This window comes from Priestia endophytica DSM 13796, from assembly GCF_900115845.1.
Lineage (GTDB): Bacteria > Bacillota > Bacilli > Bacillales > Bacillaceae_H > Bacillus_I > Bacillus_I endophytica.
Map to the genome: position 1 here is coordinate 112,712 of NZ_FOXX01000009.1, position 25,497 is coordinate 138,208.

At 34.9% G+C, this 25,497-nt stretch carries 32 protein-coding genes and 1 pseudogene; 6 read left to right on the forward strand and 27 right to left on the reverse strand.

Annotated features, from left to right (window positions below; all coding sequences use genetic code 11):
• Positions 1-148 precede the first annotated feature (148 nt).
• The 9 genes from BM012_RS16990 to BM012_RS17030 all read right to left on the reverse strand — a co-directional run bounded on the left by BM012_RS16990 (position 149) and on the right by BM012_RS17030 (position 7,511).
• Positions 149-1,084: a sensor histidine kinase gene (locus BM012_RS16990; RefSeq protein WP_061805834.1), complete on the reverse strand. Its 936-nt coding sequence runs from the start codon at positions 1,082-1,084 to the stop codon at positions 149-151.
• 1 nt (position 1,085) lies between these two features.
• Positions 1,086-1,802 carry a response regulator transcription factor gene (locus BM012_RS16995; protein ID WP_061805835.1) on the reverse strand — a complete coding sequence of 239 codons (717 nt, stop codon included), beginning with the start codon at positions 1,800-1,802 and terminating at the stop codon, positions 1,086-1,088.
• A gap of 283 nt (positions 1,803-2,085) precedes the next feature.
• Entirely contained in the window at positions 2,086-2,958 is an 873-nt protein-coding gene (locus tag BM012_RS17000) for a DUF4097 family beta strand repeat-containing protein (protein ID WP_061805836.1), read from the reverse strand.
• A gap of 44 nt (positions 2,959-3,002) precedes the next feature.
• On the reverse strand, positions 3,003-3,707 hold the full coding sequence (locus BM012_RS17005; protein ID WP_061805837.1) for an ABC transporter permease: 705 nt from the start codon (positions 3,705-3,707) through the stop codon (positions 3,003-3,005).
• A gap of 144 nt (positions 3,708-3,851) precedes the next feature.
• On the reverse strand, positions 3,852-4,775 hold the full coding sequence (locus BM012_RS17010; RefSeq protein WP_061805838.1) for an ABC transporter ATP-binding protein: 924 nt from the start codon (positions 4,773-4,775) through the stop codon (positions 3,852-3,854).
• Positions 4,776-5,345: 570 nt separating this feature from the next.
• Positions 5,346-5,681 (reverse strand): hypothetical protein, encoded by a 336-nt coding sequence (locus BM012_RS17015; protein WP_061805839.1) that lies wholly within the window; start codon positions 5,679-5,681, stop codon positions 5,346-5,348.
• Between the two features lie 2 nt (positions 5,682-5,683).
• On the reverse strand, positions 5,684-6,229 hold the full coding sequence (locus BM012_RS17020; protein ID WP_235606199.1) for an EndoU domain-containing protein: 546 nt from the start codon (positions 6,227-6,229) through the stop codon (positions 5,684-5,686).
• A 320-nt stretch (positions 6,230-6,549) separates the two neighbouring features.
• Positions 6,550-6,939: a hypothetical protein gene (locus BM012_RS17025; protein ID WP_061805841.1), complete on the reverse strand. Its 390-nt coding sequence runs from the start codon at positions 6,937-6,939 to the stop codon at positions 6,550-6,552.
• 305 nt (positions 6,940-7,244) lie between these two features.
• Positions 7,245-7,511, reverse strand: coding sequence for a DUF5839 family protein (locus BM012_RS17030; protein ID WP_061805842.1), 267 nt, complete (start codon positions 7,509-7,511; stop codon positions 7,245-7,247).
• A 267-nt stretch (positions 7,512-7,778) separates the two neighbouring features.
• Here BM012_RS17030 and BM012_RS17035 point away from each other — a divergent pair, with 267 nt between their 5' ends.
• Complete coding sequence (locus BM012_RS17035) at positions 7,779-8,546, forward strand: hypothetical protein (RefSeq protein WP_061805843.1); 768 nt, start codon at positions 7,779-7,781, stop codon at positions 8,544-8,546.
• A gap of 131 nt (positions 8,547-8,677) precedes the next feature.
• Here the strand turns inward: BM012_RS17035 and BM012_RS17040 are convergent, their stop codons facing one another.
• The 12 genes and pseudogenes from BM012_RS17040 to BM012_RS17100 all read right to left on the reverse strand — a co-directional run bounded on the left by BM012_RS17040 (position 8,678) and on the right by BM012_RS17100 (position 16,408).
• Positions 8,678-9,001: a hypothetical protein gene (locus BM012_RS17040; protein ID WP_061805844.1), complete on the reverse strand. Its 324-nt coding sequence runs from the start codon at positions 8,999-9,001 to the stop codon at positions 8,678-8,680.
• A gap of 61 nt (positions 9,002-9,062) precedes the next feature.
• A complete protein-coding gene (locus tag BM012_RS17045) occupies positions 9,063-9,887 on the reverse strand; it encodes a DUF2262 domain-containing protein (protein ID WP_061805845.1) in 825 nt (274 codons plus the stop codon).
• A gap of 81 nt (positions 9,888-9,968) precedes the next feature.
• Positions 9,969-10,325, reverse strand: a pseudogene (locus BM012_RS17050) (Imm3 family immunity protein).
• 17 nt (positions 10,326-10,342) lie between these two features.
• Positions 10,343-10,717 carry an immunity 22 family protein gene (locus BM012_RS17055; protein WP_061805846.1) on the reverse strand — a complete coding sequence of 125 codons (375 nt, stop codon included), beginning with the start codon at positions 10,715-10,717 and terminating at the stop codon, positions 10,343-10,345.
• A 123-nt stretch (positions 10,718-10,840) separates the two neighbouring features.
• Entirely contained in the window at positions 10,841-11,158 is a 318-nt protein-coding gene (locus BM012_RS17060) for a hypothetical protein (RefSeq protein ID WP_061805847.1), read from the reverse strand.
• 142 nt (positions 11,159-11,300) lie between these two features.
• Positions 11,301-11,516 carry a hypothetical protein gene (locus BM012_RS17065; protein WP_235606200.1) on the reverse strand — a complete coding sequence of 72 codons (216 nt, stop codon included), beginning with the start codon at positions 11,514-11,516 and terminating at the stop codon, positions 11,301-11,303.
• Between the two features lie 68 nt (positions 11,517-11,584).
• Entirely contained in the window at positions 11,585-12,046 is a 462-nt protein-coding gene (locus BM012_RS17070; RefSeq protein WP_061805849.1) for a hypothetical protein, read from the reverse strand.
• A 272-nt stretch (positions 12,047-12,318) separates the two neighbouring features.
• Entirely contained in the window at positions 12,319-12,984 is a 666-nt protein-coding gene (locus tag BM012_RS17075) for a hypothetical protein (RefSeq protein WP_061805850.1), read from the reverse strand.
• Positions 12,985-13,335: 351 nt separating this feature from the next.
• Positions 13,336-14,178 (reverse strand): 3'(2'),5'-bisphosphate nucleotidase CysQ, encoded by an 843-nt coding sequence (gene cysQ, locus BM012_RS17085; RefSeq protein ID WP_061805851.1) that lies wholly within the window; start codon positions 14,176-14,178, stop codon positions 13,336-13,338.
• A gap of 65 nt (positions 14,179-14,243) precedes the next feature.
• Positions 14,244-14,468, reverse strand: coding sequence for a DUF6199 family natural product biosynthesis protein (locus BM012_RS17090; RefSeq protein WP_061805852.1), 225 nt, complete (start codon positions 14,466-14,468; stop codon positions 14,244-14,246).
• Between the two features lie 112 nt (positions 14,469-14,580).
• Positions 14,581-15,783: an iron-containing alcohol dehydrogenase gene (locus BM012_RS17095; protein ID WP_061805853.1), complete on the reverse strand. Its 1,203-nt coding sequence runs from the start codon at positions 15,781-15,783 to the stop codon at positions 14,581-14,583.
• Between the two features lie 142 nt (positions 15,784-15,925).
• On the reverse strand, positions 15,926-16,408 hold the full coding sequence (locus BM012_RS17100) for a DUF456 domain-containing protein (RefSeq protein WP_061805939.1): 483 nt from the start codon (positions 16,406-16,408) through the stop codon (positions 15,926-15,928).
• A gap of 140 nt (positions 16,409-16,548) precedes the next feature.
• Here BM012_RS17100 and BM012_RS17105 point away from each other — a divergent pair, with 140 nt between their 5' ends.
• Positions 16,549-17,343 (forward strand): nucleotidyltransferase domain-containing protein, encoded by a 795-nt coding sequence (locus BM012_RS17105; protein WP_061805940.1) that lies wholly within the window; start codon positions 16,549-16,551, stop codon positions 17,341-17,343.
• A gap of 44 nt (positions 17,344-17,387) precedes the next feature.
• On the opposite strand, the gene catA is transcribed toward BM012_RS17105, so the two are convergent.
• Positions 17,388-18,041, reverse strand: coding sequence for a type A chloramphenicol O-acetyltransferase (gene catA / locus BM012_RS17110; protein WP_061805854.1), 654 nt, complete (start codon positions 18,039-18,041; stop codon positions 17,388-17,390).
• A 222-nt stretch (positions 18,042-18,263) separates the two neighbouring features.
• Positions 18,264-19,694 carry a 6-phospho-beta-glucosidase gene (locus BM012_RS17115; RefSeq protein ID WP_061805855.1) on the reverse strand — a complete coding sequence of 477 codons (1,431 nt, stop codon included), beginning with the start codon at positions 19,692-19,694 and terminating at the stop codon, positions 18,264-18,266.
• 225 nt (positions 19,695-19,919) lie between these two features.
• Between BM012_RS17115 and BM012_RS17120 the strand changes: the two genes are divergently transcribed.
• The 3 genes from BM012_RS17120 to BM012_RS17130 all read left to right on the forward strand — a co-directional run bounded on the left by BM012_RS17120 (position 19,920) and on the right by BM012_RS17130 (position 21,829).
• Positions 19,920-20,798, forward strand: coding sequence for a MurR/RpiR family transcriptional regulator (locus tag BM012_RS17120; RefSeq protein WP_061805856.1), 879 nt, complete (start codon positions 19,920-19,922; stop codon positions 20,796-20,798).
• 126 nt (positions 20,799-20,924) lie between these two features.
• Positions 20,925-21,197, forward strand: coding sequence for an autorepressor SdpR family transcription factor (locus BM012_RS17125; protein ID WP_061805857.1), 273 nt, complete (start codon positions 20,925-20,927; stop codon positions 21,195-21,197).
• The gene (locus BM012_RS17130) at positions 21,194-21,829 is read left to right on the forward strand and encodes an SdpI family protein (protein ID WP_061805858.1); all 636 of its coding nucleotides are present in this window, start codon (positions 21,194-21,196) and stop codon (positions 21,827-21,829) included. The genes BM012_RS17125 and BM012_RS17130 overlap by 4 nt, the downstream gene beginning before the upstream one ends.
• A 66-nt stretch (positions 21,830-21,895) precedes the next feature.
• On the opposite strand, the gene BM012_RS17135 is transcribed toward BM012_RS17130, so the two are convergent.
• The 4 genes from BM012_RS17135 to BM012_RS17150 form a co-directional block, all read right to left on the reverse strand.
• Positions 21,896-22,528, reverse strand: a complete 633-nt coding sequence (locus BM012_RS17135) for an esterase/lipase family protein (protein ID WP_061805859.1) — start codon at positions 22,526-22,528, stop codon at positions 21,896-21,898.
• A 220-nt stretch (positions 22,529-22,748) separates the two neighbouring features.
• On the reverse strand, positions 22,749-23,237 hold the full coding sequence (locus tag BM012_RS17140; RefSeq protein ID WP_061805860.1) for a DedA family protein: 489 nt from the start codon (positions 23,235-23,237) through the stop codon (positions 22,749-22,751).
• Positions 23,228-23,761 (reverse strand): CDP-diacylglycerol--serine O-phosphatidyltransferase, encoded by a 534-nt coding sequence (pssA, locus tag BM012_RS17145; protein WP_061805861.1) that lies wholly within the window; start codon positions 23,759-23,761, stop codon positions 23,228-23,230. Before pssA ends, BM012_RS17140 begins: the two co-directional genes overlap by 10 nt.
• Before the next feature lie 45 nt (positions 23,762-23,806).
• Complete coding sequence (locus BM012_RS17150; RefSeq protein ID WP_061805862.1) at positions 23,807-24,256, reverse strand: MarR family winged helix-turn-helix transcriptional regulator; 450 nt, start codon at positions 24,254-24,256, stop codon at positions 23,807-23,809.
• A gap of 616 nt (positions 24,257-24,872) precedes the next feature.
• Between BM012_RS17150 and BM012_RS17155 the strand changes: the two genes are divergently transcribed.
• Positions 24,873-25,481 (forward strand): CPBP family intramembrane glutamic endopeptidase, encoded by a 609-nt coding sequence (locus tag BM012_RS17155; RefSeq protein ID WP_061805863.1) that lies wholly within the window; start codon positions 24,873-24,875, stop codon positions 25,479-25,481.
• Positions 25,482-25,497: the final 16 nt, after the last annotated feature.

Here is a 25,497-nt window from a genome sequence, read left to right on the forward strand (position 1 = left end):
AAAGGACAAGTCTAATAACTTGTCTTTTTTACTTGTTCGCTATTTTATCCTTTATCCATATTAACGAGAAGCTCTTTCCTCATATAGAGTGTAATTAATACTAAAAAATAAGTTGTATTTGATAAAGGCTCCTCATAATTTTCTATTACTAAAACTTAAGGCGTTTTAGACATACCGTAAAAGTTGTCTTTTCAAAGGGTATACTATTTAAAAATATACTTCCTCCCATTTGCTCTACTAACCTTTTAGTAATGGTTAGTCCTAATCCACTTCCTTGGTAATGGGTATTCCTTGAGTCCTCCAAAGTATACATTCGTTCAAAGACTCGATCTTTATGTGATTCATTTATCCCTTTTCCTTTGTCTGACACTCCTACACAAACATCCTTTTCCATTATGCTAATCTTTAAACCAATCATTTTACCATGGGCTCCATATTGAACAGCATTAGAAATTAAATTATTTAGAACCCTCTCAATAGCACCTTCATCTCCGCTAACAAAGACAGGTTCTTCTGGTATATCAATAACGACCTCGAATTCCTTATTTATTAGAATTTCGTAATAGTCCAATATGATTTTTCGGCTAATCTCGCATATATCAATTCTTGAAGAGCTTAATTTTTTATCTCCGGACTCTAGTTTTACAAGTTCAAAAAAGCGGTTTATTAAATCTAAGACTTCTACAGTTTTTAAATTAACGGTTTTTAATAAATTCATAATCTTTTCTTGAGTTAAGTTTTTATCATTATTTATAATTTCAATATAACCTAGAATAACGGTTAGAGGCGTCTTTAAATCGTGGGAAATATTTGATAGCATTTTCCTCATTGAAAGCTCTATACTGTTATAATTCCCTATGACCTTTTGATTGTGGTCTAAAAGACGATTTATTTGTATTAACAAGGATTTTATATATTTATCGTTCGTGTAAAGCAATAACCTCTCGCCTGTTTCTTCACTAACAATTTTTTCAAGTTTATTTCTTATGTATTTAACTTCAGCCCTTTGATTTACTCGACTTCGGAAAAGAATTATATTTATACCTACAGAGCATATTAATAAGATGATCACTAGATAAAACATTTTATAAATCCCCTAACTTATAACCAATCCCCCACAACGTCGTTATGTAATTTGGATGAGATGGATTGTCCTCAATTTTCTCCCTAAGTCGTCTAATATGAACATTAATTACATTCTCATCTCCGTGATAATCATCTTCCCATACAGTTTTATAAAGTTGAGACTTGGTATATACCTGCGAAGGATTGGAAACAAGTAGTTTTAAGATATTAAATTCTTTTGCCGTAAGATTAATCTTTTTATCGAGTTTTTTCACAGAAAACCCCTCTATATCAATACTCAAATCTCCTATTCTCACAGTCTTGTTTTTTCTTTCTTCCTTTTCTGCCTTTGGTGCTTGGGAACTCTTATAGTATCTCTCCCTTCTAATCGTTGCCTTAATTCTAGCTAATACTTCGAGCATAGAAAAAGGTTTGGAAATATAATCATCAGCTCCAAGGCCAAGGCCAAGTGCTTTATCTACATCTTCATCTTTTGCAGACATAATAAGAACGGGAACCATACTTTTAGAACGAATCATTCTTAGACATTCCATACCATCTATTTTCGGCAGCATAAGATCAAGTAATATAACGTCAAATGTTTGGGTGTTCAATAACTCTAAAGCTTCTTCCCCATCAAAAGCCGCTGTAACTTCAAACCCTTCCTTTGTTAAACTTTCATTAACCATATCGCTTATAAACTGATCGTCTTCTACAATTAATATTCTGTGACTCAAAGTTTTCCACTCCTCAAATCTTTTATATAGATTAATATTCTTGTTTCACCATAAACACCAATTTTTTAACAAGTATTTCACTCCCATTATAAACCTTTTTTATCCAAAATTATTATATTTTTCATAATATGTTATTTAAAATCCAAATAAACAAAGCAACCAATTTTCACTGCAATAGCGAAAATTGGTTGCCTAGTGTTGTTCTCTTTATCTCAAAAAAGGATTAACAAACTCTTTCATGTCAATATTTAATTCGTCAATTTCTTCATAAGCTTCTTAATAGTTAGTTTGCTACATTTATCGCTCCATCCTCACTTGATAGACTCAACTTATTAGTTCCCTCTCCAATTTCACCTTTTTTCAGTTCCTTGGTATTCTGACTTTTCTTAAGTCCATCTAGATTAATCGTTATATCAGATTTACTCTTAGCAGCAACTGTTAGGGAAGTTGGAGCCTTTTTATAAGAAACTTCAATATCACCTGCTTCAGTATCTACCCCTAAGGATTTCCCTTCATTTATATCCTTAATTGAAACTACGCCATCTTTTGAGGTAACCTTTAGCATAGAACTACTTACATCTTTCAGATAGTTATCACCGCTTGTAGAAGTTATGTTTAACTTTTCAACAGAACTATCTTCAACCCTTAATGCTCCATCCTCAGATACAAACTTCCCTGTAGTGGCCGAAACACCTTTAATTTTCCCATCCCCTGCATTGTTTTTAACTACAATATTATTAGTTGAAATTCCCCTCATTTCTATATTGCCATCTTTATTAGTTAATTCAATATTGTTTACGCCTACTTTGGGGAGATTAATATAAACGGTGCCTTTCTTACCAAAAGTAAAACCTCCCAAAAAGCCAGCGTTTCCTTGATCTTTTTGTTTAATGACTAGCGCTGCTCCATCTTTTTTGAATGTAACAGGATTAACCTCTTTTTGTTTACCTTTAGCAGAAACCGTTACTTTGTTTGAACTACTCTCTTGAAACCTTACATCCCATGAATCACTATATACTTCTAGTGTTTCAATCTTCTCTGCATTATAAGATTTACTTTTTTTAAAACTTTTCGCCTCTGCACTATATGTATAGACACCAAAAGCAACCACTCCAACAACAGCGAGTGCTGCAACAGTTCCTATAACTTTTTTCAATTCTCTTCCCCCTGACTACATGGTAAAAATCATTATGTTCTTATTTATAGCACATCAATTTTATCCACTTTGCAATAAGAGAGGTAGCCAGTTAAAAGTCCAAATAAACATAGTGTAGTAGGAATGACGATGAACTGACTTAAACTGAATTCCTCTCCCCCAGTGGAAACCGTCGAGTTAATCAAGAGACCAATTATGACAGCCCACGTAATTGTAGCAGCAGTTGATTTCTTTCTCATCCCAAAAAATAAAGGAATTAGACTTATACCAGCCATCATAACAGCGTTAATAAGAGTTGAGGGTATGGTAGAAATAATTTCATTCATCTTAACAGGATTCTCAACTAAATATAAATGTGGACTGACGAAGAAAATTAGCAAACTAATAATAAAAGTAGCCATAACAATACTTACAAAACAGAATATTAATACAATAAGTAATTTAGCTTGCATTAACTTTTTTCTTTGTAAAGGATAAGTAAATAGCAAATGAATGGTTTTATTTTTATATTCATCAATGACTAAACGAGATAGAAGTACAGCAGAGAAAGTGATAAATACAATTCTAATAAAGATATTAGTTAAAGTCATAAAATCTGTGTAAGTAGGAAACATAGGCTCTATTTCCTTTCTAGATCCCCAGCCCATAAGAGCAACCAATCCAAAGATAACTAAAATCCAAATTGCTACTATTTTAAAATACTGTGACAAGTGATGTTTCTGATACTCTAATTTCATAAGTTTCAACATTTTAAATAGCCTCCAGTAGTGGAATTTAAGATGCTCTATCTAAGGCTTCTTAAGTTTAAAAAGATGACCCCTAGTAAAAACACTTATATAAAATTTAATTATTTGTACTTTTCAAAAAAATTAGTATAAGGTAACCTGATTGAATTAAACGCTTATTCCTTCCCCATTCATTGAACTTAAAAAATACTCTTCTAATGAACTATGTTTTTTATTAATACTTTCTATACCAATATCATTCATAACAAATACTTTAGAGATTTCTTGCTGAGGCAAAACGGTTTCATAAATACGGATGATCTGTTCACCAATAATTTTAAAGTTTCTTATTCCTAACTTTTGCTCTAAAATATACACGGCTTTCTTTATATTTTGAACTTTCACTTCTATATACTCTGTTTGCTTTCCGTTAATACTCTTCATAGAGACTTCTTTGATTAACTTGCCGTTTTGTATAATACCAACCGTATCTGACATCTGTTCCATCTCGGCTAGAATATGGCTAGAAACTAATAGTGTGATTCCATACTCTCTACAAAGTAATTTAAAAAGGTCTCTTAGTTCTTTTATACCTATAGGATCTAGTCCGTTGATTGGCTCATCTAAAACTAGAAGTTCTGGTTTCGTTGAAATAGCTCGAGCGATTCCTAACCTTTGTTTCATCCCTAATGAAAACTCTTTAACTTTTTTATTTTCGATATTATGGAGTTTCACAAGCTCGATAGCGTGGTCAATAGATTTCTTATCGTAATATCCCATATATTCACAATGGAAGTACAGATTTTCTTTAGCAGTAAGGTTGTCATAGAAAATTGGATATTCAATAATGGTTCCCATTCGCTTGAGAACTACAAATGACGTTTCTGTTAGTTTCTCACCGAAAATCTCAATTTCCCCACTTGTTGGTTTAATTAAATTAGTAATCATTTTCATAATGGTTGTTTTACCAGCGCCATTGGGGCCTAAAAATCCGTAAATCTCCCCTTTTTTCACATGCATATTAACTCCAGAAACAACTTCTTTTCCTTTAAATGATTTTGTAAGTTGGTTCGTTTTTAAGATGTATGTCATTTACTCTCTCCTTTCAACTTATATTCTTATTATATAAAACAAAGCTCTCTTTTCTCTTAAACAATTCTTACTTTTTCCTTAAGATTCATTTTTTTACAGTTAAACCCCATTAATTAAGCTGTTTTTTAGAAAAAGCCATCTAAATTAGATAAGCTCTTTTCATTATAATAATATAATTCCTACTTTATAGATGAGGGTAAAGCAATAAAGAAAAGGGACTGAAGATTTAGGGACTAGGAGTGATCTGAAATAGCCTTCTTCACTCATTTTTAGGTGTGAAGAAGACTACAAATGTTTTAATATATGGAAAATTTATTGTAGAGGTTACATAGATTCATTCATATATTCTTGGAATACTTATTTAGTAGATTTAAGCAATGTCTCGTACTTCTGAATCTCTCGCTACCCTATACTTCAATATAACACTCCCTTCTAATAATTGTTTATGATGAACGAAGGACAATATAAAGCCCACCTTGATTTCTATCAAAGTGGGCTTTGTACTGTCCTAGTCTACATTCTCTTATCTATTCTGTTTTCTCTTTTATTGACTTCATATGTTATCTAAATCTATTCCTTAAATCTTTCTGGAATTTTATTTTTCCATATTAACAAAAGCTGTCTAAACTGCTCTGTTTCTATTGTATTTGTATGATTTTCTTCAATTGGAAACAAATCCTTTACAATTGTACTTTCTTTATTTATAGATACACTTGTAATATTTAATTGTATCTCATAGTTTTCATATACTTCATTCATTACATTATCAACATATGTAATATATTCGTCTATATCCTCTTCAGTAGAAATATCTTCCACAAAGTCAGAAAATAACTCTATATTTTTCGGTAACTTTATCCTTAACATGTTAAGGTGATCTCTATAAAAACTATAAGAATAGTTCATTCTTAACCTCCCTTATAAACTGGAAAAGCAGTAATAATTGTACCTTTTTTATTTAAACAAATTATAATTGGAATTCCAGATGCACTTACCCCAGAGTACCTATTGCCTTTAATATATTTTTTATTTTCAAAGGCTTCATTTATCGCTTGTAGTACTTGAACTCTATCCCATTCTTTAGGAAAGAAAGAAGATTTAAAAGTTTTTTCCTTCCCCTCAACCTCTACTTTAGCTTCATATACTCCATTGCTATCCGGTTTCTTTTCTGTACCAGGAATTATTTTTCCTCCCATCATACTTTCATGATGATAACCAACCGCCTCGCCTCGCCAATTAATTTCCCCATGGTAAATATGTTTTATAGTTTTCAAATTATATTTATTTTCTCCTACGCCTTTTTTAGAAAAACTCCAATACATATCCTTAGCATTCTGTAAATAGCGTCCTAGATATCCCGTCGCTAAAGTATTTACAGGTGGTCTTCCTCCTGCAAACGCAGGTTGTAAGGCAGGCACCTTTTGATTTACAGTTGCTTTGTGAACTTCTTTCATTCCCTTAGCTGTTTTGGATACGGCTCCTGCACCTTTAACAGCTAAACCTTCCCCTTTATCTCCAATAGCCGCAAGTCCGATCTCTGTCCCCGCATAAGAGAAAAAGTGACTGCGGCTATAGGCGTCACCGTGAATAAGTTTCTCATCTACCGCAGTAACTACCCCATCCTTCACTGTGTTATAAGTACGAATGGGATGCTTTCCTGCTTCATAGACTCCTTTGGCTGTGTCAACGGTGCTGTCTACAGGATGTTTCGCAAAAGAAACAATCCCATCCCATGTATCTGAAAGGGCATCTCCTGCTCCATCACCTATTCCTTTTAACGATTGTGTAAAAGCATTTCCTTCTTCTTTCTCTTTTTCTTCTTATTTGCTCCTTCTGCCTTTCCTTTGGAGGTTTTTTGAGGAGCAATCTCACTATCTAACCCTAGTGCCTGAAGAAGAGCTTCATCCGCTGCTTTTAATTCCTGATACGTCTTTGAAACAACTTGCTCCGCTCTACCTAACTCTTCACTATACTCCCGAATGCTCTTCTCCAATTCCTGTTGCAAGCCCTCCAGTTCCCCATTCCATACTCCACTTAGTTCAGAAAGGGCTCCTGACAAAGAAAAACTAAGTTGCCCTGGAATTGCATCTATTTTTGCTTTCGCATTTTTGGTTTTTTGTTCAAAATTTTTAAGCTCATTTAAGGCTGCTTGAATTGCACCCATAACAGAACTCCTTTTTCCATTTTTACCATACTATAACATTTTACATAAACATAAATGGAAATAGGGACCAAAACAGGAATTTCATAAAAAAAGAATAAAGTTTACTAGTTCAAAAGTTTCTATTACGTCGACATCATAAAAAAAATAACATACCTTTAGAACTACAAGGGAAGAAATTATGTATAAAAACTAATTCTTATATTTTGATATTTTGAAAGTTAAACATCTATAGCTTCTTTAAAAAAACATATATCACTCGACATGTGATCAAGGATTCACATATCTCTTCTTTCTACTCCACCATCTTACTGTGGAGCTTTCTCAACCAATCTTACAACAGGCTTATATGTTTTCCCCGCCACTTCGATATCTTCTCGAAAAGATTCCATAACAAGAATTGTACATACCCTGTTCTCAGGTCCTGCACATGCTCGTACAATATCTCCTGGTTGAATATCTAAATGGCGCAATGCTTTCGGAATGTGCCAATTATATTTTTTAGGATGTACCTTTATTGTATTTTCTGTCTTATGTTTAATATGAAAACCGCTAATTGTATTATTGTCCTTCAATGCCAAATCTCCTTTAAATATTGTTCCTATGCCTTATTTTAGCATAAACTAACCCTTTTGATAGGAAAGTAGTGGTTGATTTTGTGCTATTTTCTATAAATTATTTAAAATTGGGGTTCCCTATGTTTTAGAGGCTAACTTCCTAACCTAAAAAATAGAGGTTTCATTTATTTACAAAGTATTACTTTTAAAACAACTTCTACCTCTTTACCTATACAAAGGAAAAGATACCTATGTTAAACTCAGCTTGCAAGGAGGTGAAATTTCTTGAACAAATCAACACTAACAAGAAAATTATTTAACACCGTTGCTGTAACATTATTAGTGTCATGCTTATTATCTTTTCTATATATGATTCGCTCAGTTGAAACGAGTGTTAATGACTACAAACTAGCACAAGGGTTTATATTATGGGTACTCGTTTATGCTCTTTATGCAGGTACCGTTATTTTAATTTATGCTAATCTTGTTTCCCTTCTTATTGAACTTCTACGAAATAAATTTAACCTGAACTCATTCACTTACATTATACTGCATGGATTAGTAGGAGCTTTAACAGGTGGCGTGGTTTCAAAAAGTGCACTTGTTGCTCTATGTATTGCTGGCATAGCCATACTGTATGCGTTTATTGACTATTGGCAAATGACTCAAGAGGATGAGAGCCGTTCTATAAAATACATTTTGCTCGTTTCTATATTGCCTATTCTCTGTTCTGCTATTTACTTTGCAAGCATTTCAGAACCCCTACCTCCATTTACAGAAAAGGATGCGATAGCATCAGCAATAGATGATCATTCTATTACAAGCAAATTCCCTCATAAAATTGGCACAGTGGACTCCGAAGAGAAAGGCTACCATATTACAAGAGAAACAAGAGCTAAGAAAATTAAAAGAAATACATACTCGGTTAAATTTATAGAAAAGTGGCATAAAGATGGCGAAAAAGGAGAACATAGAATTTCTTATGAGATTACAAGAAATTCGTTAACGCTTTATTCTATTTCAGGGGAGGAACCACCGTATTATAATGAATAACTTTACTTCACAAAAAAGTTAGATCATTATATTAAATACGATCATTATTTGACTTTTCTAAAGCATAATCATATCTAATGAGTGTGATTCCTCCCTGCTCGTCATCATTATTTTTTAACAATTAAACTTCTTTAAGAGCAATAATATAAGCACGAAGGAAGTTGTATATCTTTGATTTTTGTAAAACCCCCTTGCTTATGAATCTCTCTATAGATTAGTGCTATAGCAAGGGGGCGAATGGCAGAATATTTCTTTGGAATATTTTCTAAGATAATAAAAGCATCATCTGGACAGTTAGGGTCTATCCCTTCTTTCAACACTTTTAAATGCCACCGTGCTCCTTCATAAAGCTGAGGATAATTGTCAATGGTAGTTTGGTTAATTCCAAAGTTATAAATGGCTTCTTGATTGTTCTCTTTCTCTTTAATAATTTCAATTTCAGGATATCTTCCCATTATTTAAACTCCTCTTTTGTTTAGCTATTCTTAAACATCAATCCCTATTTATTTACTGTATTTACCCTGCAATTTCAGCCCCGTTAAAAACTCCACTAATATTCCCATCCACAATAATACAATGACCGCCAAACATATCTCCATCAGAAAAATAGATCGTAAACTCACCGTCAGGATCAACAGATATGCTTGTGACTTTTATAGAATTTATAAACATTTCTTTTGTAATTTCATCTACCTCTGCTTCATCGTCTTCTTGCAGCCAGTCATTTGCGAGTTCAACCAACTCTTCGGCAGCATATGTTCTAACCTTTCGATCCCATTCATTCTGTTCGTTGAAAAGGGTATGAGCTGTTTCCAAAGCAGACTTCATTATAGGCGAATCTTCATTCCAATCAAAACAAAGATAGCACTCTTCGCCATTCCAAGAGGTGCGCTTTTCAAAAAGTTTAACACCTTTCTCAAGGGTAAACTCTCCTAATATTTCATCATGATAATAAACAGGCTTTTTTGCTTCGTCCAATATACGTTCTAACTCATTATCCTTATATGCTGGGTCTAAGAGGTCGACAAGCATCATTGCACTTTCCCCTCTGCGCACTTGCAATTTTACAATTGTATAAGCGTCTATCATGTTTCTTGTTTCTTGCCATTCCTTATCATCTACTAACCATTGAAGCCGTACCTCTTCTTTTTTAACGGGTTCATTATTATGTAAGGTTTTCCACGCAATTAACTCAATGGATGCTGTCCACAACTCATCATTTCCTGCTCTTCCCGCACTAGTTCCTAATGCTCCTGTCACAGCAACTATTTCAATGACTTCTTCTGAGAATCTACTTTGGAATCTACTAATCTCGCTTGCTTTACTCAATTTAATATACATTCCTTTCTATATAAGCAACTTCCGCCTTAACTACCTTATGATTTTCACGTTGCATGATCCAAAACCCTTATCACTTATGTATTACTCAGCACGCAGATTATAATCCACCGTTACTTCCCTTAATCCTTTTAAGACACGCTCAATTCTTTAAGATAAATCATTAACTTCACCTAACGATAACTCTCCAATGGCTTCTTCTAACGGAAACGAGCTTAGCCGCTTTGTAATTCCTCCAACGGTTCTAACAAACACTTTTTCATGTTTGATAACAATCTCGCCAATAGCTGTATCAACAATAACATCTTCTACTTTACCTAAATTGTGAAATTCATATGCTAATCTTGCCGCAGCATAACGATATCCTCTATTTTCTTCTAAAAATTCTTCATAGAATTCTTTGATCGTATGGAATAATTCATCGTACTCCCAATTTTCCATAAACCTTCCTCCATCGTTTAGTTGTAGTTAGTACATCCAATAAAATCAAACTTCCCTGAACTATGTACTTCACCGCTATAGGCAAAGTTATAAATGAGAATAATAGAGTTATATGTTTTATTAAGTTCGCTATATTGCTTAACTTTAGGGATAATGATTTCTTCGTATGATATGCCTTCTAACAACTTAGAAATATTTTTGTTGCTCTCTTCTAACCATTCTACCTCAAAAAAATCTTCGTCTGTTTCATAATGATTAATATGAAAATCTCTAAAAAATAGGGAAGGCAGGGAATCTCCATCCTCATCATACTTTAAAGCAACATATTCATCTAAGTCTTCTTCTCCCTTAAGATTTCCTAGCCATATTGAAACGCTTCCTTGTTTCTCCATGAAAATACACTCCTGTTCTAAAGAGTTTGTTAACGTGTTACTTCGTTAATTTTCACCTAAGTTATTTCTGGTTGTTGCTCACATTCTATTAATTTTAAATTCATTTTGAACATCTCTTCCCGTTTATAACAACTCGACTCCCAGTTGCTTAAAAAACTTTATCTTTACTTTCTCCATTCCTTTTATACGAATAATCAAATCTCGCTCTCTTTTGCGTATTTCTGTAATATTGAGGAACTCTCCGTCAAAAACCGAATAATCTTTATATGTAATACTAATAGTACACACCTTTCGATAAACATCTAGCGTGAACATCAATTTAAAATTATTGTTGTCTTCATATACATACATAAGAATGCCAGCACGTACATCATCCCCTACACTTACTGGTTCACCTTGAAAAAGTTCAAGTAATTCATACTCATCATATTGAATAAACATTTCCATTCCCTTTCTAAACTTCTTTCACTTTGTTATTTCTGCTTCTCCTCTCTATTTATAGGAAGAGCGAGTTTAGGATAGGAACCTCGCTTTTTTATCATCTATTAGAGCTGTGTATGCTTTAATATCAATTAATACATACTTATCTCCACTTCCACCAAATATCTCTTAAAAAATAAACAGCGGGTAAATCAATCCCACGCTTATTCTCTTTTTCATCAACAACAAACCAATTAGTATCATCCAGCCATGCTTCTTCATATTGTTCTGGACGGAATTCATTATCTTCATCAGTTAAGGCTACAAACAAATCTGTAAACTTCACTATGTTTTTGGTAGGATGAATTCTTCCACTCATCCAAAATCCTTCACCTTCTATGTTTGTGATTTTTCCTATGTATTCGTCGATATAATAAAGCTTCATAATTAATACTTAATTCCCTCCGCGTTTTCTCCATATTTGTTAATCTCTGTCCATGCTTCTCTTAACCATAGCATCTGCTCTTTTAACTGTTCCTCACTTATCCTTTCATACTTTCTATCACACTTAAAAACTTCCTGAGCCCAATCTAATAGTATCTTCATAAACTCTATCGTTTCTATTGCACAGATAACTTCCTCTGCCCCATCAGGAAATAGGCTCTCGAATAAAGTAAAATTCTCATATGCTCGAATTATACTTGTATTACCTCCTCCTTTGTACATCTCTTCTTCTCCCGTTAAGACCGTTAAATAACGGTTGAATTCTTCCTGGATTTCATCAAATTCTGCTAAAATATCTGACCCTAATGAATTTTCAATAAGGAAGCTGTTTTCTAAATGACTTTGAGATAAGTCGATAATGATGCGTTCAAATTTCTCTTTAAAGGTATATGTATATCTTGACATAGTAACTCTCCTGTAACTTTAAAAATTGCAATGAATACTATAAAGTTTTCAACAATCGAAACAACACTCTAAAAATGCACTTGATTTTGTTCCTGTATTGTTAACACCCTACTTCAAAATAAAAGAACCAGAGATGAAATAGTGTTCTAGTCTCTGGCTCTCTTGTTTATCATCTTTAAATTGGATTATTTGGAGATGCTTTTCAAATAAAGCTCAAATCTCTTTAGCTTTTGGTACTTCACCTAAAGTACTCTTTTTTCTAATTTTATGATTTAGACATTCAACATATTAAGAATTTTATCTCGATGTTTAGTTAAAAGAGGACAGAGTTGTATAACCCCTTGCCCTCCTTCAATCTCTTCAACAGGTTCCCCTTTACTGCAGAAATAACAATAGATTTCCTCAGCAGAAAAGTGGTAATGAAATACCCCTTCTTCGACGGCTACATACTGAGTACCTTTGAAACTGAATCCAACTTGTCCTTGTTCGTTATATTCTAATTGCAAGCCTTGAAGATCGTCTTCACTTTCTTGTAAGACTTCATCTTCTTTCACTTCTTGGATTACATTCATGATAGATTCAGGAGAAAAATCACAGCGATGAGCATAGATGACCGCTTCCTCATCCTCTTCTTCTACTTTTGTCATCAGATGAGCTTCACATGAACAAATTGGACAGGAAGTAGGCTTCTCCTTTTCTTCATCATCAATATACATCAGGCTATAGGATTCCTGCAGAATATATCTATACCCGCTATCTACTATGTATAGAATAACAACTTCTACTGGTTTTAACTTAGGATTAAATTCAGCAGACTGATTTGTCATATATTCACTAGATAAAATCAATTCAAATTGAAGTTGATTCTCTTCATCCATTCCTAAAAAGTCGTGAGCATATTTATCAAATACACTAAAATAATTTTGTAAATCTAACATTTTATCACCTTTAGTTCCTTTTAAAGTTTCCTTCTCTTCGTTTCTTATTTATCTTATTCGCCAAGTAAGTCCTTCAACGGAGAAGAAAGAAGCAGGACCGGAATCACTGCTTTTTTGTAACTCTATCATAATTCAAGCAACTTTCTTTAGCAACACTACGCTTAACTGATGATTATAAACTTGAAGTTCATCAATATTACATAGGGGCAAACTGAAACAGATTTGTTGTTCCGCTTTGTAAAGATCGGCAAAATTGGTGACGTTTCTAAAGAAGTCTTCTAGTGTACGTACTAATATAAAAAAACAAGGAGAAACCACAAGTTTTCATCTGGTTTCTCCTCTTATATCTACCTATTTAACAACAACCTTCTCCTTTGTTCTCTCCACAACAAACCAAGGATTAACTAACTCCTCTTTATTGTACAAGAGCGGCGTTCCATCTTGTTTTGTAACCTTTCCTCCTGCTTCTTCGACAATTGCATGGCCTGCAGCTGTATCCCATTCCATAGTTGGAGCAAAGCGTGGATAAACATCTGCTTTTCCTTCGGCAACTAAGCAGAATTTTAAGGAACTTCCGGCAGAAACAATGTTCACTTCTTCCGCTTCTTTTTCTAATTCTTTCACAAACTGTTTTGTATCTTCTGACATATGTGAGCGGCTAGCAACTACATTTAAGCCTTTTCGCTCTTGTGCTAACGGTAACTTCTCCGCTTTTTCTTGGAATGATCCTGCTTCTTTTGCGAGCACTTCTTTACAGTTTTCTAACTTATAAGCTCCAAGCCCTTTCTTCACAAAATAAACCGTATCCCAAACCGGCACGTAAATGACCCCAATGAGCGGAACATTTTTATGTACAAGCGCAATATTAACGGTAAACTCTCCGTTTCGTTTAACAAATTCTTTCGTTCCGTCTAGTGGGTCCACTACCCAAAAATAGTCCCACTCTTTTCGCTCATGATAAGGAAGATGTGTACCTTCTTCACTTAATAATGGAATAGTTGGATACTCTTTTTGAAGAGAAGCTGCGATCACTTCGTGTGATTTTTTGTCGGCTAGGGTAAGCGGTGAGTCGTCAGCTTTTGTTTCTAGTGCAATATCTTCTGAATCGTATACACCTAAAATTTCAGTTCCAGCGTTTGTTGCAATACGGATTAGGTTGAGTAAATTTATTTCATCTTCTTTTTTATGAGGCATTGAGTTTGACTCCTTTCATGTAAATCAGTCCATCTTTCTAGTTTACTAAAAATATGGTTATCTTTTTAGATAAATTTGATAAATAGGATAATAAATACGAATGTCAAGCCTACTATGCCTATTAACGACATTACTTTAATATAGCGAATAGCAGCAGGTGATGGCTCAGGATCTTCTTGATACATCCACCTCTTCCCGAATAATAAGCTTTCTTCTGGATTGAAGTAGCTCCAAATAAGAACAGCATACACAGGGATAAACAGGATAAAGCTCAGAATAACGCCAGCCAATATATCATCCTCCAGCAAAGCCTTTATATAATCATACGGTTAACGCGGTGTATAGTTCCGTAACGGGCAAAATAAAAAGCAAGGAAGGATATCCCCCCTTGCTTTTTTATACTCAAGACTTCAACATCTCTTCACTCACTGAAAAATCATACTCATAGCACGTATAATAAAGCTCCACAATCTCCTCATGTGACGGCACTTTCGGATTATTCCCTGGACTTCCACTCGCTAATGCATCCGTCGCCATTTTAGCTACAACTTGTTGGAACTTGTCTTTATCAATGCCCCATTTCTCCATATTCTGAATGTTGAGCTCAGAGCAAAGTAATTTGATTTTATGAATCACTAAATCTGCCAGTCTCTCATCGTTAAATGCTTTTGATTCTGGATAAAGAAGACGTCCAATCACCGCTAGTTTCTCTGTTGCCTCTTCTTTTGTAAATTCTAATACAGCGGGAAGCAGCATCGCATTTGAAATCCCATGTGGAACATGAAACAAGGCACCAATAGGACGAGACATGCCGTGAACAAGCGTTACAGAGGCATTTGTAAAAGCAAGCCCTGCTTTCATTGACGCTGTTGCCATTTTCTCGCGCGCTTCCATGTCTTCTCCATTGTCATAGGCTCTTTTAATATACGTTAAAATATCTTCGATGGCTGAAAGAGCTAAGTTGTCGGTCAGTGGCTGTGATTGCTTAGAGAGATACGCTTCTATTGCATGACAAAGGGCGTCAATGCCTGTTGCAGCCGTAACAGAAGACGGCGTAGATAATGTTAAGACTGGATCGACAATTGCGACTTTTGGAAGAAAGGCAGGATGTTTAATCATCATTTTAATATCTTCTTTTGTATTCGTAATAACCGTTACGTTTGTAACTTCTGAACCTGTGCCAGCTGTTGTTGGAATGGTGATAAGTGGGAGTGGTTCTTTTGTAAGAGCAGAGGTGCTGTGAAGATAGTCGTTAATTCCTCCCCCGTTTGTGGCAAGAACAGCAACGGCTTTAGCAGCGTCAATGCAGCTTCCTCCGCCAATGGCGATTACAACACCGCATTTTTCTTTCACACAAATATCAAGGGCTTCTTTCACATGAGAGTCTGTTGGCTCTGAATTTACGTCTAAGTAAGAAGAATACGTAACGTTTGCTCTTTCTAATAAATCCGTGCATTTTCTGACATGACCGATTTTCTCCATAATCCGATCACTAATTAAAAGCGCCTTCTTCCCATATGTAGCAACTTCATCTCCAAGCTGCTTTAAAGCGTCTCTTCCATAAAAAACGGACTCTGGCATGCTAAACTTTGAATACGTTTTCATTTTTATCCTCCTTGCATGTTCGCTTTATTGTAGTAAGGAAGTTTTTACAATCTAAGATGCAAGGTTCTCTATCTCTATTGTAATACAATCCTTCTTCCCTTTTCTAGCACAAATAAAAAGACAACTCTTTTTCGAGTTGTCTTTACTGTACTTGAAAGATAAAATACACAATCATAATCGTCTGGAGAGCACCTTTCACAACAATGCTACTTAAAAATCCGATAAGTGAGCCATATCCTACTTTCATTGCATCTCCTATGCTTTTTCTATGGACTAAAAGTTCTGCAATGACCGCTCCTAAAAATGGTCCAACAACAATGCCGACAACAGGAATAACAAATGGTCCAACAAGAAGACCAATCGTACTTCCCCATATCCCTGCTTTTGAACCGCCATACCGCTTAACTCCAACTAAGTTGGAAAAGTAGTCGGCAACAAAAAGCAAGATAACGAACATCGCTTGAATAACCCAAAATAGAATTGAAAACTGTTCAAAACTAAAAAACAGTCCATATAAAAGATACCCAGCTATAATAAACAAGACGCTTGGGATAATCGGATAAATTAACCCTACATATGCGACTATAAATACAAGACTAACAACAATCCAGCCTAAAATATCGATAAAAACCACTCCTACTGCAAAATGTCATGTGATATTTAATCATACCCTAGTATAGCAGAAATAAGCAATTCCCCTTAGCGAAAACTCCGTTACTTGGTATATAATGGAGGTAGTTTAAGGATAGAATGGAGCTTACAAAAATGACCGTTGAAGCAACAATTATTGAAACACTTAAAGAAATTGAAAAAGATTACAATGTACAAGTGCTCTATGCTTGTGAATCTGGCAGCAGAGCATGGGGCTTTCCTTCTAAAGATAGCGACTTTGACGTCAGGTTTATTTATGTTCATACGCCCCATGATTATTTAGTGATTGATCCAATGGGCGTTGGCAAGAGACGAGATGTTATTGAGCTTCCTATTAATGATAAATTAGACGTTGTCGGCTGGGAGCTTACAAAAGCGCTCAAGCTATTCCGAAAAGGAAATCCACCTCTTTTAGAATGGATAAACTCAGGAATTGTCTATTATGAGAAGTTCTCCACAATGAATCAAATTCGTGATCTAGTAGACGAGATTTTTCTTCCAACGTCAGCGATCTATCATTATTTAAATATGGCAAGAAAGAATTTTAGAGAGTTTCTACAAGGAGATACAGTAAAAATCAAAAAATACTTTTACGTCCTTCGCCCCATTCTTGCATCACGCTGGATTGAACAATTTAACGAGTTTCCTCCGTTAGAATTTCAAGAGTTGTTACAGGGAGTAGTGCCAGATGGTGAAATTAAAGATGAAATTACCGTTCTTCTTCAGCGGAAGATGGCTGGAGATGAGCTTGATTTAGAGCCTAAAATTCATGTTATTAATGATTTTCTAGCTCATGAATTAGAGCGTTTAGAAACATATGCGAAAAGCTTAGATTTGAAAGTTGAGGATCCTACACCTAAACTGAATGTTGTGTTTAAAAATACGCTGCAGGAAGTGTGGCGTTCTTAAAAAAGCATCCATTATGTAATGGATGCTTTTTTACCTTGCCTTTTCTAGGTTAACCAATGGGGGTAATTATCAATAAGTTGCTGTAAATCATGTAGAAAAAGGCCTACATGGTAACCATCACATACAGCATGATGAACTCGTATTGAGATAGGCAATAATGTTTGCTCACCGTTAGAAGCATATTTTCCACATGTAATAATAGGAAGAAGATAATCTTCCCCGTTAAATAAGTTTAATTCAAAAGATGAAAAGTTCACCCATGGGATTGAAGAGATTGAGAACGTATGGGGTGGGACATTTTCTTTTACCCATAGTCCTTTTTGATGACCGAATACGTTCAAATCAGACTCATAATCTTTATAAAAAGTGGAGAAGTCCGAAGAATAATCGGTCCAGAGCGCCGAAAAAGTCCGAGCATCTCTATGAAAAACCGTATAATTCGGGACAACTTCATTCCAATATCCAAGAATTCCTTTTTCATTAAAGGTGGTTCTAAATTCTCTATGCTTGTTAACAATTCGCGTCACCATATAAATAAACGCAGGATAAAATTTAATATCCTTATCTTTTAATGCTACTAGTAACTCTGTTACGTCTACATTCGCTGTCATATTGAAAGAACATTTTGCTCCACTCATATAGTGATGGAAATGTTCTTTTCTATTCCAATGTTCAATATCAATTTGATGAAAGTTCATGACTCTTCCTCCTAAAATATAATCTTTAATTTTAGGAGGCTAATTTCTCTGATTTCTTCATATTTTTCACTCCATCATTTACTTTAGGAACGTTCATGAGATCTTTTGTAGAAAGTATCTCATGCGGTTATTATACAAAGACAGAAGATTTGAAGCAACCTACAAAAAAAGTGGATGAAGCCTAGTCCTTCATCCACTTCTATATTTTTTTCTACTTCATTCTTATACTTCTTCTCCATTTGTCGCAATCACCTGTTTGTACCAATCAAACGACTTTTTCTTTGAACGTTCTAACGTGCCGTTTCCTTCGTTATCACGATCAACGTAGATGAAGCCGTAGCGTTTTTTCATTTCTCCTGTTGTGAAAGAAACTAAGTCAATACATCCCCATGGAGTATAGCCCATTAAGTCAACGCCATCAAGCTCAACTGCTTTTTTCATTTCTTTAATGTGTGCGCCTAAATAATCAATGCGATAGTCATCATCGCAAGTGCCATCTTCGTTCTTCACATCAATGGCACCAAATCCGTTTTCAACGATGAATAATGGAAGCTCATATCTTTCATATAGCATATTCAATGAATAGCGTAAACCAACAGGGTCAATCTGCCAGCCCCAGTCAGATGCTTTTACATGAGGGTTCTTTACGCTAGCGCTTGATCCTGCTATGTTTGTTGGATCAATTTCATTTACCCCGGTTTTCACAGCGTCTGACATATAGTAGCTAAAACCGATATAGTCTACTGTTCCTTCTGCAAGAATTTCCGCGTCACCAGGCTCCATTTTAATATTGTAGCCTTTTCTCTCCCACTCTTTTAGCGCATAAGCCCCGTAATGGCCCCGACAATGCACATCAGCAAAGAGCCAGCGGTCATGCATAGATTCAACTTGCAGCATCATATCATCTGGATTACAAGAGTACGGATAAATTGGCACCATTGCTACCATGCATCCTACTTGAAGATCAGGGCTAATGTTGCGAGCTGCTTTCACAGCAAGCGCGCTTGCCACAAGCTCATGGTGAACAGCTTGGTACATCACTTCTTCAGGATTTTCGCCTTCTTCACATTTAACCCCAGAGCACGTCCATAAGAAAATTGGGTTTGTTGTGTTCTTTTGGTTATTGATTTCATTGAACGTCATCCAATACTTTACTTTATCTTTGTAACGCTCCATTACTGTTGTTGCATAATGTACGAAGAAACCGATTACGTCACGGCTGCGCCAGCCGCCATATTCTTTTGCAAGATGATACGGCATTTCAAAGTGGCTTAATGTGACAACAGGTTCGATTCCGTGCTTTAATAGTTCGTCAAATAAATCGTCATAAAACTTTAACCCGTCTTCATTTGGCTCCAGCTCGTCACCTTTAGGGAAAATACGTGACCATGCAATACTTGTACGGAAACATTTAAAACCCATCTCCGCAAATAGGGCAATATCTTCTTTATAATTCTCGTAAAAGTTGATGCCTTCATGGTTTGGATAATATTTTCCTTCTACAATACCGTCCGTAATTTCACGTGGGACACCGTGCGCACCTGCCGTCATTACATCAGCAACGCTTGGCCCTTTTCCGCCTTTATTCCAACCGCCTTCAATTTGGTGAGCAGCAACAGCTCCACCCCATAAGAAGTTTTCTTTAAATGCCATGTTGTTTTCCTCCCTTTATAAAAACAAAACGAATCCTTTTCTAAGTGATTCCGTTTTTTTAATAGTGAAATGTTATACTTTAATAATAGAACAACGTCACTTTTAATGAAATGGCTTACAATGACTTTGAAATGCCGTTTTAATTTTAATGAACAATAAGCATATATTTTTGAAATGCCGTTTTGAAAACGATTAACTTTCATATGATAGAAGGAATGTTGCACAATGATTATTTCGAATAAACTTGAATCAATGGACTCTTTATCAAAATCAGAAGAAATATTAGCGAAATTTATTCTCCGGGAGAAAGAAAATATCGAAAGTCTCTCAACAAAAGACTTAGCAAAAGCTACCTATACCTCCCCTTCAACAGCTGTGCGCTTGTCTAAAAAATTAGGCTTTAGCGGCTGGAATGAATTAAAAGAAAAGTATCTTGAAGAGCTTCACTATTTAAATCAGCACTTTTCTAACATTGATCCAAACTATCCATTTAACACAAACGATACGTTTATAAATGTGGCTGCAAAAATTGGACACCTTGCCTCAGAATCAATCGAAGATACGCTTTCACTTTTAAAACATACAGAGCTTCAAAAAGCTGTTGAACTTCTTCACAAATCACAGCATATTAGCATCTACGGGATTAGCAACTCACTTATTATGGCGTATGATTTCAAACATAAAATGCTTCGCATTAACAAGTATGTTGACATTATGAACGTCCCTGAAGAGCAGCCATTTGTAGCATCAAACTCCACACCTCAGCATGTGGCCATTTTAATTTCATATTCTGGTGAAACAGAAGGCGTCTTAAAAATCGCGAACATTTTAAAAAGAAACCGCACTCCTATTATTTCTCTAACAAGTATTGGAGAAAACAGCTTAAGAAAGCTCTCAGATTGCGCTCTGTCCATTTCAACGCGTGAAAAGCTTTATTCAAAAATCGCTACATATTCTACAAATAACTCGATTCATCTTATCTTAGATATTTTATATTCGTGCCTTTTTAAAATGGACTATGATCGCAATTTAGAATATAAAACAAACGTTTCGAAAAACGTTGATGAACGAGTATCAAGCAGCACGCTATTAAAAGAAGAATAATGTTTCACTAAAACCGGTATTCTTGATAGAAGAACACCGGTTTTCGCCTATTGACAAAGAATTCCTTTTACTTTATTATTTAAGTAAATACTTAATTAACTAAATACTAAAGAAAGGACTCACCTTATGAATAACGCATTTAAAGCTCTCGCTGATATCACTCGTCGCAAAATTTTGTCTCTCTTAAAAGAAAGAGATATGACAGCTGGGGAAATTGCAGAACAGTTTAATATGTCAAAGCCTAGCATTTCTCAGCACTTAAAAATCTTGAAAAATGCCGACCTTGTTTCAGATGAAAAGAAAGGTCAGTATGTTGTGTATTCTTTAAATGCGACTGTTTTCCAAGAACTTGTGAGCTGGGCCCTTGATTTTGTGGAAAAAGGAGATGAAAAGAAATGAAAAAACACGTCTTCCCTCTTATCATTATGTCACTTTCTATCTTATGTTGGGTGATACTCTATAATAAGCTACCTTCTCAAATCCCGATGCAGTGGGGAGTTGATGGGACTGTGAACTCTTATGCCCCTAAACTACAAGCAGCGTTTACTCACAATGGAATCTTGCTGTTCTTGTATGCGGTTTTAGTGCTTTCCCCTAAAATGGATCCTCGGAAACAAAACTACCCGAAATTTTCACGATCGTATCGAATCATCACTCTTGCTATTATGTTGGTTTTGTTTCTTCTTAACATTTCCGTTCTTCTTGCAAGTCTTGGATACAACTTAAATGTCACAACCATTACTCCTATCCTTGTTGGTATTTTATTTATTATTCTAGGAAACTATATGCAAACTGTAAAACCTAACTTTTTTATTGGGATTAGAACTGCTTGGACGCTCAGCAATGAGCAAGTGTGGCGAAAAACACACAGACTTGGTTCAAAACTGTTTATCCTAGGAGGTATCTTATTCTTCGTAACTCCGTTTGTTCCGGAACAACTGTTATTTCCTCTTATCATCTCTATTATTCTTGCTGTTGTTCTTATTCCAACTCTCTATTCATATGTTCAGTATCGGAAAATTACAAAATAACACTTTTCTACAACAAAAAACCGCTCTACTAATCTAGTAGAAGCGGTTTTTTATAGTTACATTAGCTTAATTTGTGTTCAAGCCTCCGCCATTTAACCCTTCTTTAATATATCCGTTTACTTGGCTATTTGCCAATAAACCGATATGAGTGATGCCGTAAAGTTGGATGTTTCTTGCTCCTTGTAATCGAGAAAGACTAGGAAGAACAATTCCATCGTTTATGCTGTAGATTGAAGTATATAAGATTTTTTGGTTAGGATCTGTACCTGGTAAGGCTACTGAAGAAGATAGACCGTTAGCTCCACCTAGAGTAACAACATTTTCAATTTTGTCTCCGCCACCAAGATACTTGATGTAATAAAGCGTATTTGCTCCTCCCATGCTATGAGCCACAATATCAACTTTGTCTGCGCCTGTTTCGCTTAGGACTCGATCAATGTACGTTGCAAGCTGTGGTCCGTTTGTTGAGTTAGAGCCTGCTTTGTTATAGAAATCAATTGCATAGAACTGACTTCTATCCCATCCTTGCGATCTTAAATAGTTTTCAATACTGAAGAAATTATAAGAAGCTCCTCCAATACCGTGTACAAATACAACTGGATTGTGAGCAGACTCAGCTTTAGCACTTGATGGTTGAACACCAATAAAAGATAGAAAGAGTGCAAAAGATAGGACTGCTGCCATAATGACCTTTTTCATATACTAACCTCCTAAAATTATGTAACAAAGATAATTATATACAATACCCTTAATTTTGTTAATATATTTTTTCAAAAAAAGGGTAATATCCCCTACTAAAAATTTAATATTATTAAAGACTCCATGCTATTGATAGAAAAATATTGTTAACATCTTCAAACAATCTACAAAAAAAGCGTCCTAAGTTTTTTAACTTAGAACGCTTCACTCCGTAACCATCTTAAAATCGAATAACACCGGCAATTCTTCCAATTGTAATAAAAACAAAGCACCATAAGAAAGCACCAATGGCCACAAATAAGAGATATGTTTTTAAGTTCATCCGAGTAATGCCTGAAAAGTAGCATGTTACATGGCGCACACCTGGAATGAAGTAGCCAAGGATAAGCGAATATGGCCCATATTTCTTCATCCATGTTTCTACTTTACGCATTCGTTTTTCTTTCAAACCAACCCACTTTCCATACTTATCAATAAAAGGACGACCTGCTTTCCTTCCAATAAGGTAGCTAATCATCATTCCTAATAGAGCACCTGTAAAACTAATGACAATAGCAAGCTCATAGTTGAGCGTACCAACATGTGTAAAGTACCCAATAAGCGTCATTAATACTTCATCAGGAATGGGTAAACCAACAATTCCGAGCGTAAGCATTAAAAAAACAGCAATATAGCCATAGTGGGTAATAAGATGCTCGACTAGTTCCATCCCTGCGTCTCCACGTTTTCAGGGGCTTGGCTCTTGAAATGTGGGAATTTAACTCGGCTTACCATGAGATAAGCAAGAATACACGTCCCAATGGCTAGAATCACTGGGTTATGTACAAAACTCAGCACAACAAGACAAATCGCAGCGAATGGAGCAGGCATTCCAATAAATGTTGATAGTTTGCTTTGCTCAGCATTAAAACGGGCAAGACGAAGCATTCCACAAACACTGAAAGCAAGTGCACATAAAAGACCGATAAGCGGCAGTTCATATAATGATACACTGTAGGCAAGCATTGATGGCGCAACGCTAAATGTAACAAGATCAGCTAAAGAATCCAGCTCTTTGCCGATTTCTGAAACAACATTAAGCTTGCGGGCAGCGAAACCATCAAAAAGATCAAAAAACATTCCTGTAAAAATCAGCATAACAGCTGAATGAACGTGGTGAAATAATAAAGAGTGAATAGCCAAAATCCCACAAATAAAGTTTCCGATTGTAATCATGTTGGGTATATAAATCAAAGTGTAGTTAAACCTCCAGTACTATTCTCTATGTAATGTACCTTTTTAAGTTGTTTTATTTTTTGCTTTAATAACTTCATTAATTTTTTCCATTGTTCGTGTCATATGTGTTAAATCTTCTAAGTCTACTTTTGAATAATAGTTCTTAATAAGCTTTATGTCCAAATCTTGGAGCAAAGAGACATACTTTTCTCCATTTTCTCCTAATGATATAAAAGATTCCCGCTTATTTTGTGGGTTGACCGCTCGGGCGATCATTTTATTTTGTTCAAGTTTTGAGAGAACTTGACTTACAGCACTTTTTGTAATACCGAACGAATGAGCAATTTCATTTGCTGTTACGTTTAGATGCTTAGCTATATAAGCTAAGATGAGGTCCTGCTGCATTGTTAAGTCAAACTGATCAATTTTTTTCGTCTCATTAGCAATTAATATGCCAAACTCTTCAAAGGCATCGTTCATTTGTTTAATAATCTTTTGATACTCCGACAACACTTTTTTACGCTCCTTTTATAACACTATTTTCATTATCTTTTAGAAAAATGCTAGAGAAGCAATCTCTCCTGTAATTAGTTAAGTTAACTTAATCAATTATAAAAGTAGTTCGATTGTAATGTCAAATTTTTCAGGTCCGCATATCAGCATACCATATAAAAAGACCTTGTGCTTAGTTTATGGAAATTTATATACATTTTTTATACAGTTTTTCCTTTTCACTTATTGTTCTCCAACTTCAAATGATATTAAAAAAATGAGTTGACAGTAAAGAATATCTCTCTTATAGTTAAGTTAACTTAACTTTTGTTAATTAATTCCTTATCATGCTCTTAAGCTTATCTAAGGTATGGCCTCCTAATAAGAGTCGAAGAAGAAGGCGAAGAAGTTTCTCTTTTGGAAGAAGTAATTTACGGAGGGAAATGTATAGATGCCTAAGAAAAGGTATAGAAACCTATGCTTTGCAGACTAGTCCCCTCTAAAATAGACTGAACAAAAATCTTGTAATCTATCCTTACTATCTTAAACTTTTGACCCTCTTATCATCCTTTTTCTGTTAGAATATGAAGATATAGGTTTTACTATATATAAAATTCATCAAGAAAGCAGGTCATATATGAGCACAGCACAAAATCATTCAAAGATTGAAAAGGAAGAGCTAAATTTAAAAGACGCTGTTTTTGTTTTTGCCTCTTTTACTTTAATGGGCATAGCAGCGATCACATTGTTAATTATTTTTGATGTTTTGACGCTAGATCAATTTTTATCATTTCATAACCCCGCTACACTTATGACCATGACGGTTACAACAACGATAGGACTTATCTTATTTGGTATTCTTTTAACGATTTTGATTCCTTCTAATTATATTGATAATCAGAATAAGCAATACCAAACATCTTCTATATCAGCACTATTTTCTCTTTTTCTTTTTGGATCATTGTTTGAAGAGCTTTTATTTAGAGGAATTGTTCAAAATTTACTTCTTCTTTATATAGAAGAAAGCTGGACAGGAATTTTCATTACTTCTCTTCTATTTTTAGCTCTTCATGTTCAATATTTTAAAAAGCCGCTCATGCTTTTTAATATTCTATTACCAAGTCTTGCATTTGGCTGGGTATATGTGAAAACAAGTAATATTTTAGCACCAATCATCGCCCATTTTTTCCTTAATTTTGTCATAACTATTCTCTTTAAATATCGAATTCTAAAATTAAAACCCTAAACAACAAAGACTCAAA

Bases quoted from the DNA above. Each gene is read 5' to 3' on its own strand.
- BM012_RS16990 (WP_061805834.1), bottom strand. From the start codon at position 1,084: ATGTTTTATCTAGTGATCATCTTATTAATATGCTCTGTAGGTATAAAT.
- BM012_RS17005 (WP_061805837.1), bottom strand. From the start codon at position 3,707: ATGTTGAAACTTATGAAATTAGAGTATCAGAAACATCACTTGTCACAG.
- BM012_RS17010 (WP_061805838.1), bottom strand. From the start codon at position 4,775: ATGACATACATCTTAAAAACGAACCAACTTACAAAATCATTTAAAGGA.
- BM012_RS17015 (WP_061805839.1), bottom strand. From the start codon at position 5,681: ATGAACTATTCTTATAGTTTTTATAGAGATCACCTTAACATGTTAAGG.
- BM012_RS17020 (WP_235606199.1), bottom strand. From the start codon at position 6,229: ATGAAAGAAGTTCACAAAGCAACTGTAAATCAAAAGGTGCCTGCCTTA.
- BM012_RS17025 (WP_061805841.1), bottom strand. From the start codon at position 6,939: ATGGGTGCAATTCAAGCAGCCTTAAATGAGCTTAAAAATTTTGAACAA.
- BM012_RS17040 (WP_061805844.1), bottom strand. From the start codon at position 9,001: ATGGGAAGATATCCTGAAATTGAAATTATTAAAGAGAAAGAGAACAAT.
- BM012_RS17045 (WP_061805845.1), bottom strand. From the start codon at position 9,887: ATGTATATTAAATTGAGTAAAGCAAGCGAGATTAGTAGATTCCAAAGT.
- BM012_RS17055 (WP_061805846.1), bottom strand. From the start codon at position 10,717: ATGGAGAAACAAGGAAGCGTTTCAATATGGCTAGGAAATCTTAAGGGA.
- BM012_RS17060 (WP_061805847.1), bottom strand. From the start codon at position 11,158: ATGTTTATTCAATATGATGAGTATGAATTACTTGAACTTTTTCAAGGT.
- BM012_RS17065 (WP_235606200.1), bottom strand. From the start codon at position 11,516: ATGAGTGGAAGAATTCATCCTACCAAAAACATAGTGAAGTTTACAGAT.
- BM012_RS17070 (WP_061805849.1), bottom strand. From the start codon at position 12,046: ATGTCAAGATATACATATACCTTTAAAGAGAAATTTGAACGCATCATT.
- BM012_RS17075 (WP_061805850.1), bottom strand. From the start codon at position 12,984: ATGTTAGATTTACAAAATTATTTTAGTGTATTTGATAAATATGCTCAC.
- cysQ (WP_061805851.1), bottom strand. From the start codon at position 14,178: ATGCCTCATAAAAAAGAAGATGAAATAAATTTACTCAACCTAATCCGT.
- BM012_RS17095 (WP_061805853.1), bottom strand. From the start codon at position 15,783: ATGAAAACGTATTCAAAGTTTAGCATGCCAGAGTCCGTTTTTTATGGA.
- BM012_RS17105 (WP_061805940.1), top strand. From the start codon at position 16,549: ATGACCGTTGAAGCAACAATTATTGAAACACTTAAAGAAATTGAAAAA.
- catA (WP_061805854.1), bottom strand. From the start codon at position 18,041: ATGAACTTTCATCAAATTGATATTGAACATTGGAATAGAAAAGAACAT.
- BM012_RS17115 (WP_061805855.1), bottom strand. From the start codon at position 19,694: ATGGCATTTAAAGAAAACTTCTTATGGGGTGGAGCTGTTGCTGCTCAC.
- BM012_RS17120 (WP_061805856.1), top strand. From the start codon at position 19,920: ATGATTATTTCGAATAAACTTGAATCAATGGACTCTTTATCAAAATCA.
- BM012_RS17125 (WP_061805857.1), top strand. From the start codon at position 20,925: ATGAATAACGCATTTAAAGCTCTCGCTGATATCACTCGTCGCAAAATT.
- BM012_RS17130 (WP_061805858.1), top strand. From the start codon at position 21,194: ATGAAAAAACACGTCTTCCCTCTTATCATTATGTCACTTTCTATCTTA.
- BM012_RS17135 (WP_061805859.1), bottom strand. From the start codon at position 22,528: ATGAAAAAGGTCATTATGGCAGCAGTCCTATCTTTTGCACTCTTTCTA.
- BM012_RS17140 (WP_061805860.1), bottom strand. From the start codon at position 23,237: ATGGAACTAGTCGAGCATCTTATTACCCACTATGGCTATATTGCTGTT.
- BM012_RS17155 (WP_061805863.1), top strand. From the start codon at position 24,873: ATGAGCACAGCACAAAATCATTCAAAGATTGAAAAGGAAGAGCTAAAT.